We start from the raw sequence: 14,767 nt of genomic DNA, 5'->3' as shown, positions 1-14,767 counted from the left end.
CGTCGGAGAAGCGCCCAGGAAAACGGAGTCTTAAATAGTCCTCAACAAACGGACGTATTGCTTGTTTAATTCCATTAAGCGTTTGTCCAGCCACTATATTTTGATGGCCAGCATACTCTCAAATTAATTCGAATTGCTGGAGATATAGACTCTTCAACTCATCCGCGGCATTCCATGATTTAATAGAGCTCTCTCCGGAATCCCCGCACTGAATTTGAAAAGTGCGAGTTATAGACTTGTCTGCGTTTTTTCAATTAACTGAAGAAATCGCGGGTCGTGCGATAAAACTAATGTCTGGCGAGAATTTTTACAAATTTCCCTAATGTGACTTGTTGTATAAAATTGCCGATCCATGTCCTGACTACTAAAGGGGTCATCAAAAACAACGACAGCCTCTTTTAAGTTGACGTCAGATTGAATTTGAGCAATAAAAAACGCTAACGCCAAAGTAATCTTATCGCCAGCGCTAAGAACTGTCTTGAAGCTCGGCTCCTCCGCCAATATCTCACCAGCTTTCACTTTTTGTTTTCTAATCTCGATCGCGAATTCGGCATTCGGCTCCCTTCCAGTAAAATTTGTCCTAGCGTCCACAATTTGAAAACTCGCCCCAAAATCAGATAGAATTTCATTTATAGCGGATTGTCGCGAAACCATCGTAGCTTCAGTGTATGCCTTCAATGCTGCCTGAGCAGCGGATTTTTCCTTCTTGATCTCACCAAGACGGTTCTGCGCATTGTTAAAAGAGATAACCGCTGATCTAACTGGATCGCGCAGCTTTTCATTAATGGCTAACCATTTTCCGTGGATACGCCTTGCTTCTTCTAAGTCGCCTCCCTCGGCTCCGGAACGAGCCAGATCGATAATCGCATGGCGTGATGCAATTTGCTCGTTGTACGCCTGAAGCAGACTGATAGCGCCGTGGATACTAGGCGCATTCGAGCCTAGCGCTAATTTTGCCAGTGGATTTTGGCGCTTCTCGTCAATGAGCTGAGAAAGCAGCTGAAGAGAGTTAGCTATCGAACCACGGTCAACCGGAGATAAGGTCGGAATTGGTTCAATGTCGCAGAGTTTTACCCAATAGTCGAATTCGATGTCATTATAAAGAACCAACTCATTTAGTTTCTCTAGCGAATATAAATCCACAATACATTTCAAGTTGTCAATTTGGCCGCTGAGTGACTTGAAAGCTTCGCTGAAGTAGGTTCGGTACGCGTCGACCAGAGGAACCCCAATAGTATTTTGCGCACAATACGGGCAATGATCTTTGGGCGCGTGTGCTGTGCCGTATTTTAGCCAATCTTGCCCGCGAGCGCCGAGCTGATGCGTTTTTAAATGGTTTGCGACGAGCTCTGTGGCGATTCTGCTTTAATATCATCGCCTGTTGCAACAGTTGAACACGTCTAGCCGACGCTTCAGTTCGGGCGATCAGGTCGCCCGGAACTGCCGCATTACAGAATGCGGCAACCTCACCGATCAACAAGTTTTTGCAGATCGCAACAATGAGACGAGATTGCGCTTTAGCGTCTTCGTCAACCTCACGCTGCTCTTGGTCAAGACTGAGAACTTTGGCAGCAAGCCCTATTCCCTCCGCACCCAAAACAACCGGAAGCAGATTTCTTTTATTTTGCCTGGTAACGCTTTCTCCTATATGTAGATTTTGCTGAATATACTCATGATCAAAAATATAAATTTTTCCGGGAGATGTATTCCAACTACCTGCATTGTAGGCCACAGTTAAGCCTGAAGCCCAAACTGAATCGACGCGAGAATCAGCGGTTGCTCCTAGCCTACGCCGCGCAGTTATGTAGTTTGACTTACCTTCTGCCGCCGATCTCAAAATATCACAAATGGTGCTTTTTCCATGCCCATTGCGACCAAACACAAGAGAAAATTTCGTAAACGGCTCGGCCTTATGGGTTAATTTGGAGAAACGCCCTATCTCTTCGATGACTCGGAATTTTTGAAGCATCCACTCTCTCCCCGCGTTCGCGTATGTTACGAAACAAGGATATTATTGCAAGAATTATCTACATATATCGTTGTCGGGCAGACTAAATTTTTTGTATCGCACTTACGTTAGGCATTGACGATTTGACGTAGATAGCCACCGGGAAACAGCCGAAGTAGACGCCCCTCACCCCGCCCCCTTCGGCGGCCCATGCACCGTCACCGCCCCCGCCTCCCCAACCCAGCCCTCAATCTCCACCAAACACGACTGCGCCGCCGAGCCCTGCCCCAGCCGCGATGTCCCCACATCCTGCGTCAGCACATTCGCATTCCCGTGCAGGCAGGCGCTGTCCGTCGCGCCCGGGCGTTCGGGGTTCCACCAGGCGCCAGTGGCCATGGCCACCACGCCGGGGCGGATCGCCTCCGTCACCTCGACCCCCGCCGCCACCGCGCCGCGGTCGTTGAACACCCGCACCACCTGGCCATCCACCAGCCCACGCGCCGCCGCATCCGCCGGGTTCATGCGCAGCCGCTCGCGGCCCTGAATCTTATCCGCCGCCGCCACCCGGCCGCTGTCCAACTGCCCATGCAGTCGCGTCGCCGGCTGGAAGGACAGCATATGAAGCGGGTATTTCGTGGCCAGCTTGCTGCCGAGATATTCGGTCGGCTCGTGCCACACCGGGTGGCCCGGCGTTTCGGCATAGCCGAAGCTGGCAATGGTTTCGGAGAAAATCTCGACCTTGCCGGAGGGGGTGTTCAGCGGATTCGCCTCCGGGTCCGCGGCGAAATCCGCGAATTGCACGAAATCCTCCTCCGGCGCCGGAATCTCGACATGGCCGGTTTCCCAGAACGTCTCGAAATCGGGCACCACCACGCCCTGCTTCGCGCAGGCCTGGCGCCAGCGGCCATACATGTGCTGCAGCCAGGCGCTTTCGTCCCGCTGCTCGGTAAAACTGTTCCGGAACCCGGCCGCATCGGCGAGGTCCGCAAAAATGTCCACATCGTTGCGCGCCTGTGCCACCGGCGCGATCGCCTGATGCATGGCGCGGACAAAGCGGTCGCGGGAGGAGCTGGCGATGTCGTTGCGTTCCAGCGTCGTCGTCGCCGGCAGCACGATATCGGCGTGCCGCGCGACGGAGGTCCACCAAGGCTCCGCCACCACCACCGTCTCCGCCCGGTTCCAGCCGCGCAGCAGCCGGCCGAGGTCCTGATGGTGGTGGAAGGGGTTGCCGCCGGCCCACCAGATCATGCGGATATCGGGCAGCAGCAGGTCGCGGCCATTGTATTGCAGGATCTCGCCCGGCCGCTCCAGCAGCTCCGTCACCCGCGCCACAGGGATATAGGCGCCGCAGGGGTTGCGCACCCCGGGGCCGGAGACGGAGGGCAGTTCCTGCCGCGGCGTGCCCATGCCGTTGATGCTGCCATAGCCGAAGGCAATCCCCTGCCCCGGCTTGCCGATGCCGCCCAGCATCGCCGCGAAGGCCACCAGCGCCCACCAGGGCTGCTCGCCATGTTCGGCGCGCTGGATGGACCAGGTGGCGGTCAGCATGGTCGGCACGCCGGCGGCTTCCAGGGCCAGGCGACGGATGGTCTCGGCGGGCACCTCGGTGATGGCAGCGGCCCAGTCGGGGGTCTTCGCCACGCCATCCACCTCCCCCATCACATAGGCCCGAAAACGGTCGAAGCCGACGGCGCAGCGGGTGAGGAAATCCGTATCCTCCTTCCCCGCCGCGATCAGCACATGCGCCATGGCGAGGATCAGCGCCGCATCGGTGTTGGGGCGGATCGGCACCCATTCGGCGCCGAGGAAATCGGCCGCATCGCCGCGGAAGGGGCTGATATTGACGAAGCGCACGCCGGCCTCAGCGGCCTGCTTCATCAGCGGCACATATTCATGCGCACCGCCGCCGCCGGCTGTCACCAGCCCGTTCTTCAGCGGCAGCCCGCCGAGGCACAGCATCAGCTTGGTGTTGCGGCGGATGCTGCCCCAGTCGGTGACGCGGCCCTGCACGACCTCGTTGGTGCCGAGGATGTGGGGCATCAGCGTCATGCCGGCGCCGTAGGAGTAGTTGGTCACCTGGCTGGTGAAGCCGCCGCCCATGCCGAGGTAGCGGTGCAGCTGCGTCCGCGCATGATGGTAGCGCCCGGCGGAGGACCAGCCATAGGACCCGCCGAGGATCGAGGGCGCGCCATGCTCCGTGCGGATGCGGGCGGTTTCCTCCGCCACGATGCGCAGCACCTCGTCCCAGCCGACCGGCACGAAGTCATCGCCGCCGCGCGCCGATCCGCGCCTTTCGCCGCGCAGCCAGCCCGCGCGGATATAGGGCCGGTCGATCCGCGCCTTGCCATGCACCGCATCGGGCATTGAGGACAGCAGGCTGCCGGGGAAAGGGTCGCGCGCGAAGGGGCGGGCCTCGACGAAGCGGCCATTCTCGACGACCGCGTCGAAGGCGCCCCAATGGGCGGAATGCGGCTTGATCTCGGTCATGTGTCAATTCCCGTGCTGCCTGCAATCTGCCGCCGGGCGCGGGCCGGGGCAACCTTCACACCATCACCGGGGCGGCTGGCGCTTCCACTCGGCCGAAAAGGGTCTAGGCTTCGCCTTCCAGGACACCTGCCCGAGGATCGATCAGCGCCATGACGCCCCCCGCCAACGCGGCCCGCAATTCCAACGCCGCCCGCGACATCGCCAATGTCATGCACCCCTATACCGACCAGCGCGCCCATGCGGTGAACGGCCCTGTGGTGATCACGCGCGGCGAGGGCGTGCGGGTCTGGGACGACCAGGGCAAGGAATATATCGAGGCGATGGCCGGGCTGTGGTGCGCCTCGCTGGGCTTCAGCAGCAAGCGGCTAGCCGATGTGGCGCATCAGCAGATGCTGAAGCTGCCCTTCTACCACGCCTTCACGGCCAAATCGCATGAGCCGCTGATCGACCTGTCGGAGATGCTGATCGAGCGTGCGCCCTGCCCGATGAGCAAGGTGTTCTATGCCAATAGCGGGTCGGAAGCGAACGACACCGCGGTCAAGATGATCTGGTACTACAACAACGCTATCGGCCGCCCGCTGAAGAAGAAGCTGATCGCGCGCCACAAGGCCTATCACGGCATCACCGCCGTGGCGGGGTCCCTCACCGGCCTGCCGGCGAACCACAAGATGTTCGACCTGCCGGTGTCGGACCGCTTCATCCATGTCTCGACGCCGCACCACTACCACGGCTGCCTGCCCGGCGAGTCGGAGGAGGATTTCGCAACGCGCCTGGCCACGGAACTGGAGGAGACAATCCTGCGGGAGGGGCCGGAGACCGTCGCCGGCTTCTTCGCCGAACCCGTGATGGGCGCCGGCGGCGTGATGGTGCCGCCCGCCACCTATTTCGAGAAGATCCAGGCCGTGCTGCGCAAGTACGACGTGCTGTTCGTCGCCGATGAGGTGATCTGCGGCTTTGGGCGCACGGGCAACTACTGGGGCTGCCAGACCTTTGGCATCACGCCGGACATCATCACCTGCGCCAAGGCCCTGTCCGCCTCCTTCCTGCCGATCTCGGCCATCATCATCAATGACAAGGTCTTCCAGGGCCTGGCGGATGGCTCCGCCACCATCGGCACCTTCGGCCATGGCTTCACCTATTCGGGCCATCCGGTTTCCGCCGCCGTGGCGATGGAAACGCTGAAGATCTACGACGAGATGAACCTGGTGGAGCATGTCCGCACCACCGGCGCGCATATGCAGAAGGCGCTGCGCGCGCGGTTCGAGGGGCATCCGCTGGTCGGCGAAGTGCGCGGTATCGGCATGGTCGGCGCGGTGGAACTGGTGGCGGATCAGGCGACGCGGAAGAACTTCGACCCCTCCGCCAAGATCGGCCCGCGGCTGGCCAAGGCCGGTGAGGCCGAGGGCGTGATCCTGCGCGGCCTGCCGAACGACGCGATGGCCTTCTCCCCGCCGCTCATCATGCAGATCGACGACATCGACCAGATGGTGGAGCGTGCGGGCCGGGCGCTGGATGCGGTGACGGTGCAGCTGCGGCGCGAAAGCCTGACCGTGGTGTGACGGCCGGCGCCCCCTCCGACCGGAGGGGGCGTTCCCTTAGCGTGCCCGCGAAATGCAGAACTCGACGATGCCGGCCAAAGCGCGGCGTTCGGCACCATCCGGAAAGGCCTCCAGCGCATCCAGCGCCTGTTGGCCGTAGTGGCGCGCGCGGCCGACCGTGTCGGCGAAGGCGGCGTGCTTCTGCATCAGGGCGATGGCCTGGGCCAGGTCGTCCTCCGTCTGCTCCCGTTCCTCCAGCGTGCGGCGCCAGAAGACGCGCTCGGCGTCGTCGCCGCGCTGGAAGGCCAGCAGCACGGGCAGGGTGATCTTGCCCTCCCGGAAATCGTCGCCGACCGTCTTGCCCAGCGCTTCCTGCGCCGCGCTGTAGTCCAGCGCATCGTCGATCAGCTGGAAGGCGACGCCGAGATGGTGGCCATAGGCGCGCAAGGCCGCCTGCCGCGCCGCGCCGCAATCGGCGACGATCGCGCCCACTTCGGTGGCGGCGGCGAACAATGCGGCGGTCTTGCCCTCGATCACCGCCAGGTACTGGTCTTCGGTGGTCGCCGTGTCGTTCTGGGTGATGAGCTGCAGCACCTCACCCTCCGCGATGGTCGCGGACGCCTCCGCCAGGATGCGCAGCACCTCCAGCGACCCATCCTCCACCATCACCTGGAAGGCGCGGGCGAAAAGGAAATCGCCGACGAGGACGGAGGGTTTGTTGCCGAACAGCGCATTGGCGCTGGCCTGGCCGCGGCGCAGCGCGCTTTCATCCACCACATCGTCATGCAGCAGCGTCGCCGTATGGATGAACTCCACACAGGCTGCGAGCGCGACATGCCGCTGGCCGTCCCGGTAGCCGGCGAGCTTGGCGGCGGCCAGGGTCAGCAGCGGGCGCAGCCGCTTGCCGCCGGCGGCGACGATATGGGCGGCGAGTTGCGGGATCAGCGCCACGGGGCTCTGCATCCGCTCGACGATCAATCGGTTGCAAGCCTCCAGATCGCGCCCGACCAGCGCCATCAGCGCGGCCAGCGCATCCTCGCCGCGAACGGCCTCCGGAGCTTCATCCTTGCTCGGCGCGACAGGCAGATCCACGCGGTCTTGACCTCAATCCAGTGGCGGGCAACTTAGCCACCGCCCCCCCGGGGGGCAAGCTGGCGGCAAAACGCCCGCCCGCTCAACTGCGGTGGCATCGCGATTCCGCAAGGATGCGGCCGAGGCGGGGGCGTCGCGCGATGCAGGTGTTGCTGGCCACCACGGACCCGATCCGCCTGTCCTTCCTGATGGCGCTGCTGCGTGATGCGGGCTGCGCGCCGCTGGTGCTGGATGGCCATGTCAGCTCGATCGAGGGCGGCATCGGCATCTTTCCCCGCCGCCTGGCGGTGCCGGAGGAGCAGGCCACCCAGGCCCGCAGGGTTCTGGTCGAGGCCGGGGAGACGGATGGCCTTCGCTGACCTGACCGAGGATTCGCTGCTCGGCGGCCGGGTGCGCCTGCACCAGCCGCGCGCCGGGCTGCGCGCCGGGCATGACGCGGTGCTGCTGGCGGCCGCGGTGCCGGCGAAGCCCGGCCAGACGGTGCTGGAGGCCGGCTGCGGCAGCGGTGCCGCCTTCCTGTGCCTGCTGGCCCGCGTGCCGGGGCTGCGCGTGGTGGCGGTGGAACGCGATGCGGGGCTGGCCGAGCTGGCGCGGGCCAATGCGGCGCGGAACGGCTTTGGCGCGCAGGTGACGGTGCTGGAGGGCGATGTGGCCGACCCGGCGCTGCGACGATCCCTGCCCCAGCTTGCCCATGCCTATGCCAACCCGCCCTACTGGCCCGATGGCACGCCGCCGCCAGACCCGCTGCGCGCTGGTGCGACCCATGCGGAGGCGGTGCCCCTGGCCGCCTGGGCGGCCTTCCTGGCGCACCCACTCCGCCATCGCGGCAGCGTCACCCTGGTGCTGCCGGCGTCGCGATTCGCCGAGGGGCTGGCCGCGCTGGCGGAGGCCGGATGTGGCAGCCCGGCGCTGCTGCCGCTCTGGCCGCGTGCCGGAGTCGCGGCCAAGCGCGTGATTCTGGCCGGCCGGCGCGGTGGGCGCGGACCCGGACGGGTGTTGCCCGGGCTGATCCTGCATGGTCCGGGCGAAGCAGCCGGCCCCATCCTGCGGGACGGCTCGGCGCTGGCCCTCTGAGCGTCAGCTTTCGTTGGCGTCGGGGTGGCGCAGCAGCCACAGCCGCTCATGCGCCGCGACCAGGCTTTCCATGTTCTTGCGGCGATTGACGTCGGGGGAAACTGGTCGGCGCGTCAGCATCATTTCCAGAATCCGAAGAAGCTCCTCGGCCACCTCGAAGTCGCCCTGGTCACAGGCGTGGTGGAACGCGATCAGGATCTTGTCGGAGAGCCGTCGCGTATGGCGGGGCGGATTGGACGATGCTCGCCCTGCATCGCGGCCGGACGGATCCCGTTCCTCGTCGGACATGCAGAATGCGGCTCCCAGTTCGGCACCGGGAGCCGGTGCCATGTTCGGACAATAGCCAGTGTTAAGCTTGGCCGAAACCCTCCCCGTGCGACGGATGGAAGGGAGTCAGGCCCCGCGCAGATGGGCCGTGACGGATCGCGCGATGGTCGACGGGGTGGATTCGGGGCGGAACAGCGTGCGCACCCGGCCATCCGGCCCGACGAGATAGATGAAGGAGGAGTGGTCCATCAGATAGCCGGACATCTCCGGCCGCTCCACCTTGGCGTAGAAGACACGATAGGCGCGGGCGGCGGCGGCGATCTGCTCCGCGGTGCCGGTCAGCCCCACCATGCGCGGATGGAAGCGGGAGACATAATCGGCCAGCGCCTCCGGCGTATCGCGTGCCGGATCGATGGTGATGAGCACCGGGGTCACCTGTTCGCCGAGTTCGCCCATTTCGTCGATGGCGGCGGCGATGGTGCCGAGCTCGGTCGGACAGACATCGGGGCAATAAGTGAAGCCGAAATAGACCAGCAGCGTGCGGCCGGCGAAATCGGCCTGCGTCACCGCGCGGCCGGTCTGGTCCACCAGATTGAACGGTCCGCCCAAGGCCAGGCCCTGCGGCAGTTGCACTCCCCCCGCGGACGGGGCCGGCATGTCGGCCCCCACGAAGCTGCCGATGCGGCGGAGAAAGGCGTCCGCCACCCCCTCCCCCGGGTCACGCCCCATCCAGGCGGCGCCCCAGAGGCCGCCGAGGATGAGGATGAGGATCAGGGCACAGACACGAATCGCGATCAGCATGCCGCCTGAAATAGGCGCCGCGCGACGCCCCGTCCATGGCCGCCGCGCGACGGGGCATCATCCGCGGGGCAGCGCGATCTCCCCTTCGGGCTGCGCCGTGGTGAAGGTGGCGTCGCCAAAGGCCTCCTCCCAGGTGCCGCCGGTGCTGGCGCGGGAGTATTCGGTGGCGCGATTCTCGAAGAAGTTGGTGTGCTCGATCGCGTTCAGCATCTCATCGAGCCAGGGCAGCGGGTTCTTCTCGATGTTGTAGAGGCATTCGAGGCCAAGCTGCTGCAGGCGCCGGTCGGCGATGTAGCGGATGTAGAGCTTGGTCTGCGCGGCATCGAGACCCTCCACGCCGCCCAGTTCGAAGGCGAGGTCGATGAAGGCATCCTCATGCTCCACGATGGTGGAGCAGATGTCGTAAAGCTCCTGCTTCAGCGCCGGCGTCCAGATCTCCGGGTTTTCCTGCACGAAAGTGCGGAACAGGCGAATGACCGAGAGACAGTGGAGGGTTTCGTCGCGCACAGACCAGGTAACGATCTGGCCCATCCCCTTCATCTTGTTGAAGCGAGGGAAATTCATGAGGATGGCGAATGATGCGAAAAGCTGCAGGCCCTCGGTGAAGGCGCCGAAGGCGGCCAGGGTCTTGGCGATCTCGGTCTTGGAGGTGACCGAGAAGTTCTGCATGTAGTCGTACTTGTCCTTCATCTCCTTGTATTTGAGGAAGGCCGTGTACTCGATCTCCGGCATGCCAATGGTGTCGAGCAGATGCGAATAGGCGGCGATATGGATCGTCTCAGTGTTCGAGAAGGCCGACATCATCATCAGCACTTCAGTCGGCTTGAACACCTGTGAATACTGCTTCATGTAGCAGTTGTTCACTTCGACGTCGGCCTGGGTGAAGAAGCGGAAGATCTGCGTCAGCAGGTTCTGCTCACCCGGCGTCAGGTTCTTCTGCCAGTCCTTCACGTCATCGGCGAGCGGCACTTCCTCCGGCAGCCAGTGAATGCGCTGCTGCTGCAACCATGCCTCATAGGCCCAGGGGTAGCGGAACGGCTTGTAGACCGGGTTGGCGGTCAGCAGGTCAAAGCGGATCGGCAGTTCGGCACCGGGCATCGCGTCATCGGGCATGGGGCAATCTCACGAAAAATGAAGTTCAGCTGGCCATATGGTCATGGCCGCGGCCGCCGGCACGGCTACTGGCTTGGCCCTGCTGCTGGTCGATCCGGTCGAGCTCCGACACAAGCCGACGCACCTCCGTCACCGGACCGCGCCAGCGCAACATCCGTTCCAGATCCTCCTCCAGCGCCGCCTTCAGCCGGGCGACCTGATGGCTTTCGGGGCTGCGGGTGGTCTTCACTGGCACGCAAGGCACTCCTCGTAGTCATTGGCATTGTCAGAAGGCGGCAGCGCCGCCGCCAGTTTCCGAACCGGCTTGTCCTGATGCAGCGTCATGACGTCAGACTGTCCGACCACCTTCTCGGAGATGGTGTCGGCGCGCTGGATGGACAGGCTGCGGCAGTAATACAGGGACTTCATGCCCTTCTTCCACGCGGCCATGTGGATCTGGTGCAGGTCGCGCTTATGGACATCGGCTGGAAGGAAGACGTTCACCGACTGCGACTGGCAGATATAGGGCGTACGGTCGGCGGCGTGTTCGATCACCCAGCGCTGATCCAGCTCGAAGGCGGTCTTGAAAGTCGCCTTCTCCTGCTCCGTCAGGAAGTCCAGGTGCTGAACGCTGCCCTTGTTGACCGTGATGCTGGTCCAGGTGTCGGCATCGTCCATGCCATGCTTCGCCAGCACCTTCTTTAGGTGGATGTTGCGGACGATGTAGCTGCCGGACAGGGTCTTGTGGTTGTAGACATTGGCCGCGATCGGCTCGATGCCCGGGGAGGCACCGCCGCAGATGATGGAGATCGACGCGGTCGGCGCGATCGCCATCTTGTTCGAGAAGCGCTCCATGAAGCCGTATTCGGCGGCATCCGGGCAGGGCCCGCGCTCCTCCGCCAGGATGCGGCTGGCGACATCGGCCTGGCCGCGGATGTGCTTGAACATCCGCAGGTTCCACACCTTCGCGATCGCGCTCTCGAAGGGCACGTTCAAGGCCTGCAGGAAGCTGTGGAAGCCCATCACGCCGAGGCCAACCGACCGTTCCCGCATCGCCGAGTAGCGGGCGCGCGCCATCGAATCCGGTGCGCTGTCGATGAAGCTCTGCAGCACGTTGTCCAGGAAACGCATGACATCCGGGATGAAGCGCGGATTGTCCTTCCACTCGAACCAGGTCTCGCAGTTCAGCGAGGACAGGCAGCACACCGCGGTGCGCTCCATCCCATGCTGGTCGAGGCCGGTCGGCAGGGTGATCTCGGAGCAGAGATTGGAGGTCTTCACCTCCAGCCCCGCCAGCTTGTGGTGCTCGGGCCGCGCACCGTTCACGCGGTCGGAGAAGATGATGTACGGCTCGCCGGTCTCGATCCGCGCGGTCAGGATGCGAATCCAGATCGACCGCGCCGAGACCTTCTGCATCAGCGCGCCGTCCTTCGGCGAGACCAGCGCCCAGTCCTCATCCGCTTCCACCGCGCGCATGAAGGCATCCGACAGCAGCACGCCGTGGTGCAGGTTCAGCGCCTTGCGATTCGGGTCACCGCCCGTCGGGCGGCGCATCTCCAGGAATTCCTCGATCTCCGGATGGTTCACCGGGAGGTAGCAGGCGGCCGAGCCGCGCCGCAGGCTACCCTGGCTGATCGCGAGCGTCAGGCTGTCCATCACCCGGATGAACGGAATGACGCCGGAGGTCTTGCCGTTGCGGCCGACCTTCTCGCCGATGCCGCGCAGATTGCCCCAGTAGGAGCCGATGCCACCGCCCTTGGCCGCGAGCCAGACATTCTCGTTCCACAGGCCGACGATGCCATCCAGGCTGTCGGAGGCCTCGTTCAGGAAGCAGGAAATCGGCAGCCCGCGCGTTGTACCCCCGTTCGACAGCACAGGCGTGGCCGGCATGAACCAGAGCCGGGAGATATAGTCATAGATGCGCTGCGCATGGGCGGCGTCGTCGCCATAGGCCGAGGCCACCCGCGCAAAAAGATCCTGATAGGATTCACCTGGCAGTAAGTAGCGGTCGTCCAGGGTCGCCTTACCGAAATCGGTCAGCAGCGAGTCGCGGGACCTGTCGATCTGAACCTGGCCATGGCCTTCAAGTTGCACTGCATCAAACACGACCAATCCCCCGAAATGGCTCCCAAAACACGGAGCGACTCCCCTGCGGCGAAGAATGCCCCGGGGAGCCCTCGGCCAACAAGATGTAGTGTTGCCACACCCATCACCCTACCACAGGTGCGCCACACATCCAGGGTTGCATTTTTCCCAAGCTTGCGATCACACCACCTGTGTTCTTAATTTGTTCAAGTTTAGCGCGTTTCCCGGCGCGCGTCCCGGCCAAAGCGGCGCGGTCGCCGTCCCAAGGGCCGGGCAAGGCGACTCGTCCCCGATATCCTCGCGATCCACAGCCCCGCCGCTGCACCGCGAAGCGCGCGAAACTCGCCGCGACATGCGGATGCAACATGGACCGGCCACCCTGCTCCCGCAGTCCAAGGAGCCTCCATGACAGCCTCCCGACGCCCCGTCCCCGGACTTTGGCCGCGCCTGGCGATGGGTTTGCTGCTGGGCGCGCCCCTGGCCGCCGCGCCGCGGCGCAGCATGCCGGCGATACGGCTGTTTCGGTTGATGACAATGCGCGGCGACCTGCTGCTGGGATTGATCGCGTCGGACCTGGCCGGGCATGAACCAGGCTCCGAGGTGGAACGTCTGGCCCGGCGACTCGCGGCGGAGGGTGTCGTCTCCGGCTGGCAGTACCAGGCTGTGACAGGGCCGGATGGGCGGCTATGCCTCGGCACCGTCCGGCGCGTGTCGGTTGCGCGGCAGGATGCGCTCACCCTGCAACCTTACCTGTCCGACCTGCCGGTGCTGCCGCCGCCGGGTTGAGCGCCGGCGCTTTCTTGTAGCAAGGGGGATGCGCCACGCCACGCGGCGCGCTTTGATTGGGCGAAGCTGACGAAGGCCTGCCCCATGTCCCTGACCCGCCGCACCACCCTGGCCCTGCCACTCGCAGCACTGGCCACCCCCAGCCTGGCCCAGGCCTGGCCAACCCGGCCGATCCGCATCGTGGTGCCCTTCGGCACCGGCGGGGGCACGGACATCACCACCCGCGTCCTGGCACCCAAGCTGAGCGAGATTCTCGGCCAGACGGTGGTGATCGAGAACCGGCCCGGCGCCGGCGGCACGCTGGGGGCGGATGTGGTGGCCAAGGCCCCGCCAAATGGCGAGACCTTCCTGCTGGCCACCGTGTCCAACATGGCGCTGGCCATCGGGCTCTACAGCCGCCTGCCCTATGATCCGCTGAAGGACTTTTCTTCAGTTGCACCCACGGTCTTCATTCCGATCGGGATGGCGATCTCCACCAAGCTTGGCGTGCGGACAGCCCAGGAGTTCATCGCGCTGCTGCGGGCCAATCCGGGCAAGTACTCCTATGGCAGCGCAGGCGCCGGCACTTCGGGCCATATCGCCTCCTCCGCCTTCCTGTCGCGCATCGGGGCGACGGCAGAACACATCCCCTATCGCAATCCGGGCCAGACCTATCTGGCGCTGCAACAGGGCGAAATCGCCTTCACCAGCGACATCCCGTCCATCCTCGCGCCCTTCCACCAGGCCGATTCGGCGCGGCTGATCTTCGTCGCGACCGATGAGCGCAGCCCGCAGGTGCCGGACGTGCCGACGGCGCGGGAGGTCGGGCTGGGCGACTACAAGGCCTATTCCTGGTACGGGATCTACGCCCCCGCTGGCACGCCCGCGCCGATCGTGATGCGGATGGCGGCGGCGATCGAACAGGCGCTGTCCGACCCCACCATCGGCCGGCGCTTCGATGAGATGGGCACGCCCGCCATGCGCGGCTGGACCCCGCAACGCTTTGAGGATTTTCTGAAGTCCGAGATCGACCTGTGGCTGCCGCTGGTGCGCGCCTCGGGCGCGCGGGCTGATTGAGGAGACACCACCATGCCGCATGACGGACACGACCACAGCCATGAGACGCCGCCGGATGACGGCTGGAAGCATACCGGCGTCCGCGTCATCCCGGCGGGCAGCCTGGATGTGAACACGGCACAGACCCCGGGCATGAACCGCGCCGCCGCCATCAACTTTGCCCGCGTCGGCGCCCAGAAGATCTGGGCGGGCACGGTGCATATCCATGCCAATGCCAAGACCGGCGCGCATCACCACGGCGCGCTGGAATCCGTGATCTATATCGTGAAGGGCCGCGCCCGGATGCGCTGGGGCGAGAAGCTGGAATTCGTGGCCGAGGCCGGCCCGGGCGACTTCATCTTCGTGCCGCCCTATGTCCCACACCAGGAGATCAATGCCAGCACGGATGAGACGCTGGAATGCGTGCTGGTGCGTTCGGACAATGAGGCGGTGGTGGTGAACCTGGATATCGAGCCGGTGGAGAAGCCGGAGGCGGTGGCCTGGGTGGACCCGATCCACAAGGCGCCCTGACCTTTGCAAGGGCCGCCCCTGAAGCGGCCCT

General features: G+C 64.1%; 14 protein-coding genes and 1 pseudogene. 6 read left to right on the top strand and 9 right to left on the bottom strand.

Annotated features, from left to right (window positions below):
* Positions 1 to 228 precede the first annotated feature (228 nt).
* The 3 genes and pseudogenes from ACVFYP_RS16600 to ACVFYP_RS16590 form a co-directional block, all read right to left on the bottom strand.
* Positions 229 to 1,359 (bottom strand): AAA family ATPase, encoded by a 1,131-nt coding sequence (locus ACVFYP_RS16600; protein ID WP_499201913.1) that lies wholly within the window; start codon positions 1,357 to 1,359, stop codon positions 229 to 231.
* 160 nt (positions 1,360 to 1,519) lie between these two features.
* Positions 1,520 to 1,969 (bottom strand): annotated as a pseudogene (locus ACVFYP_RS16595) (AAA family ATPase); the annotation flags it as partial.
* 165 nt (positions 1,970 to 2,134) lie between these two features.
* On the bottom strand, positions 2,135 to 4,435 hold the full coding sequence (locus ACVFYP_RS16590) for a molybdopterin-dependent oxidoreductase (protein ID WP_499201314.1): 2,301 nt from the start codon (positions 4,433 to 4,435) through the stop codon (positions 2,135 to 2,137).
* 149 nt (positions 4,436 to 4,584) lie between these two features.
* On the opposite strand from ACVFYP_RS16590, the gene ACVFYP_RS16585 reads away from it, so the two are divergent.
* Entirely contained in the window at positions 4,585 to 5,994 is a 1,410-nt protein-coding gene (locus tag ACVFYP_RS16585; RefSeq protein WP_499201313.1) for an aspartate aminotransferase family protein, read from the top strand.
* A 36-nt stretch (positions 5,995 to 6,030) separates the two neighbouring features.
* Here the strand turns inward: ACVFYP_RS16585 and ACVFYP_RS16580 are convergent, their stop codons facing one another.
* Positions 6,031 to 6,990 (bottom strand): polyprenyl synthetase family protein, encoded by a 960-nt coding sequence (locus tag ACVFYP_RS16580; protein WP_499201912.1) that lies wholly within the window; start codon positions 6,988 to 6,990, stop codon positions 6,031 to 6,033.
* Positions 6,991 to 7,205: 215 nt separating this feature from the next.
* Here ACVFYP_RS16580 and ACVFYP_RS16575 point away from each other — a divergent pair, with 215 nt between their 5' ends.
* A complete protein-coding gene (locus ACVFYP_RS16575; protein ID WP_499201312.1) occupies positions 7,206 to 7,424 on the top strand; it encodes a putative signal transducing protein in 219 nt (72 codons plus the stop codon).
* Complete coding sequence (locus ACVFYP_RS16570; RefSeq protein WP_499201311.1) at positions 7,411 to 8,139, top strand: tRNA1(Val) (adenine(37)-N6)-methyltransferase; 729 nt, start codon at positions 7,411 to 7,413, stop codon at positions 8,137 to 8,139. Before ACVFYP_RS16575 ends, ACVFYP_RS16570 begins: the two co-directional genes overlap by 14 nt.
* Before the next feature lie 3 nt (positions 8,140 to 8,142).
* On the opposite strand, the gene ACVFYP_RS16565 is transcribed toward ACVFYP_RS16570, so the two are convergent.
* The 5 genes from ACVFYP_RS16565 to ACVFYP_RS16545 all read right to left on the bottom strand — a co-directional run bounded on the left by ACVFYP_RS16565 (position 8,143) and on the right by ACVFYP_RS16545 (position 12,405).
* Entirely contained in the window at positions 8,143 to 8,427 is a 285-nt protein-coding gene (locus ACVFYP_RS16565) for a hypothetical protein (protein ID WP_499201310.1), read from the bottom strand.
* Between the two features lie 105 nt (positions 8,428 to 8,532).
* Positions 8,533 to 9,207: an SCO family protein gene (locus ACVFYP_RS16560; protein ID WP_499201309.1), complete on the bottom strand. Its 675-nt coding sequence runs from the start codon at positions 9,205 to 9,207 to the stop codon at positions 8,533 to 8,535.
* A gap of 57 nt (positions 9,208 to 9,264) precedes the next feature.
* Positions 9,265 to 10,320, bottom strand: a complete 1,056-nt coding sequence (locus ACVFYP_RS16555; RefSeq protein ID WP_499201308.1) for a ribonucleotide-diphosphate reductase subunit beta — start codon at positions 10,318 to 10,320, stop codon at positions 9,265 to 9,267.
* Positions 10,321 to 10,345: 25 nt separating this feature from the next.
* Positions 10,346 to 10,555: a hypothetical protein gene (locus ACVFYP_RS16550; protein WP_499201307.1), complete on the bottom strand. Its 210-nt coding sequence runs from the start codon at positions 10,553 to 10,555 to the stop codon at positions 10,346 to 10,348.
* Entirely contained in the window at positions 10,546 to 12,405 is a 1,860-nt protein-coding gene (locus tag ACVFYP_RS16545; protein ID WP_499201306.1) for a ribonucleoside-diphosphate reductase subunit alpha, read from the bottom strand. Before ACVFYP_RS16545 ends, ACVFYP_RS16550 begins: the two co-directional genes overlap by 10 nt.
* Positions 12,406 to 12,789: 384 nt before the next feature.
* On the opposite strand from ACVFYP_RS16545, the gene ACVFYP_RS16540 reads away from it, so the two are divergent.
* The 3 genes from ACVFYP_RS16540 (at position 12,790) to ACVFYP_RS16530 (ending at position 14,736) form a co-directional block, all read left to right on the top strand.
* On the top strand, positions 12,790 to 13,170 hold the full coding sequence (locus tag ACVFYP_RS16540) for a hypothetical protein (protein ID WP_499201305.1): 381 nt from the start codon (positions 12,790 to 12,792) through the stop codon (positions 13,168 to 13,170).
* 84 nt (positions 13,171 to 13,254) lie between these two features.
* Positions 13,255 to 14,226 carry a Bug family tripartite tricarboxylate transporter substrate binding protein gene (locus ACVFYP_RS16535; RefSeq protein ID WP_499201304.1) on the top strand — a complete coding sequence of 324 codons (972 nt, stop codon included), beginning with the start codon at positions 13,255 to 13,257 and terminating at the stop codon, positions 14,224 to 14,226.
* Positions 14,227 to 14,238: 12 nt separating this feature from the next.
* A complete protein-coding gene (locus tag ACVFYP_RS16530; RefSeq protein WP_499201303.1) occupies positions 14,239 to 14,736 on the top strand; it encodes a cupin domain-containing protein in 498 nt (165 codons plus the stop codon).
* Positions 14,737 to 14,767: the final 31 nt, after the last annotated feature.

This window comes from Roseomonas sp. F4, assembly GCF_053891155.1.
This window is presented reverse-complemented; position numbering and strand designations above follow the sequence as displayed.

Coding starts and splice junctions, on each gene's coding strand:
- ACVFYP_RS16590 (WP_499201314.1), bottom strand. CDS start 4,435: ATGACCGAGATCAAGCCGCATTCCGCCCATTGGGGCGCCTTCGACGCG.
- ACVFYP_RS16585 (WP_499201313.1), top strand. CDS start 4,585: ATGACGCCCCCCGCCAACGCGGCCCGCAATTCCAACGCCGCCCGCGAC.
- ACVFYP_RS16580 (WP_499201912.1), bottom strand. CDS start 6,990: ATGGCGCTGGTCGGGCGCGATCTGGAGGCTTGCAACCGATTGATCGTC.
- ACVFYP_RS16575 (WP_499201312.1), top strand. CDS start 7,206: ATGCAGGTGTTGCTGGCCACCACGGACCCGATCCGCCTGTCCTTCCTG.
- ACVFYP_RS16570 (WP_499201311.1), top strand. CDS start 7,411: ATGGCCTTCGCTGACCTGACCGAGGATTCGCTGCTCGGCGGCCGGGTG.
- ACVFYP_RS16565 (WP_499201310.1), bottom strand. CDS start 8,427: ATGTCCGACGAGGAACGGGATCCGTCCGGCCGCGATGCAGGGCGAGCA.
- ACVFYP_RS16560 (WP_499201309.1), bottom strand. CDS start 9,207: ATGCTGATCGCGATTCGTGTCTGTGCCCTGATCCTCATCCTCATCCTC.
- ACVFYP_RS16555 (WP_499201308.1), bottom strand. CDS start 10,320: ATGCCCGATGACGCGATGCCCGGTGCCGAACTGCCGATCCGCTTTGAC.
- ACVFYP_RS16540 (WP_499201305.1), top strand. CDS start 12,790: ATGACAGCCTCCCGACGCCCCGTCCCCGGACTTTGGCCGCGCCTGGCG.
- ACVFYP_RS16535 (WP_499201304.1), top strand. CDS start 13,255: ATGTCCCTGACCCGCCGCACCACCCTGGCCCTGCCACTCGCAGCACTG.
- ACVFYP_RS16530 (WP_499201303.1), top strand. CDS start 14,239: ATGCCGCATGACGGACACGACCACAGCCATGAGACGCCGCCGGATGAC.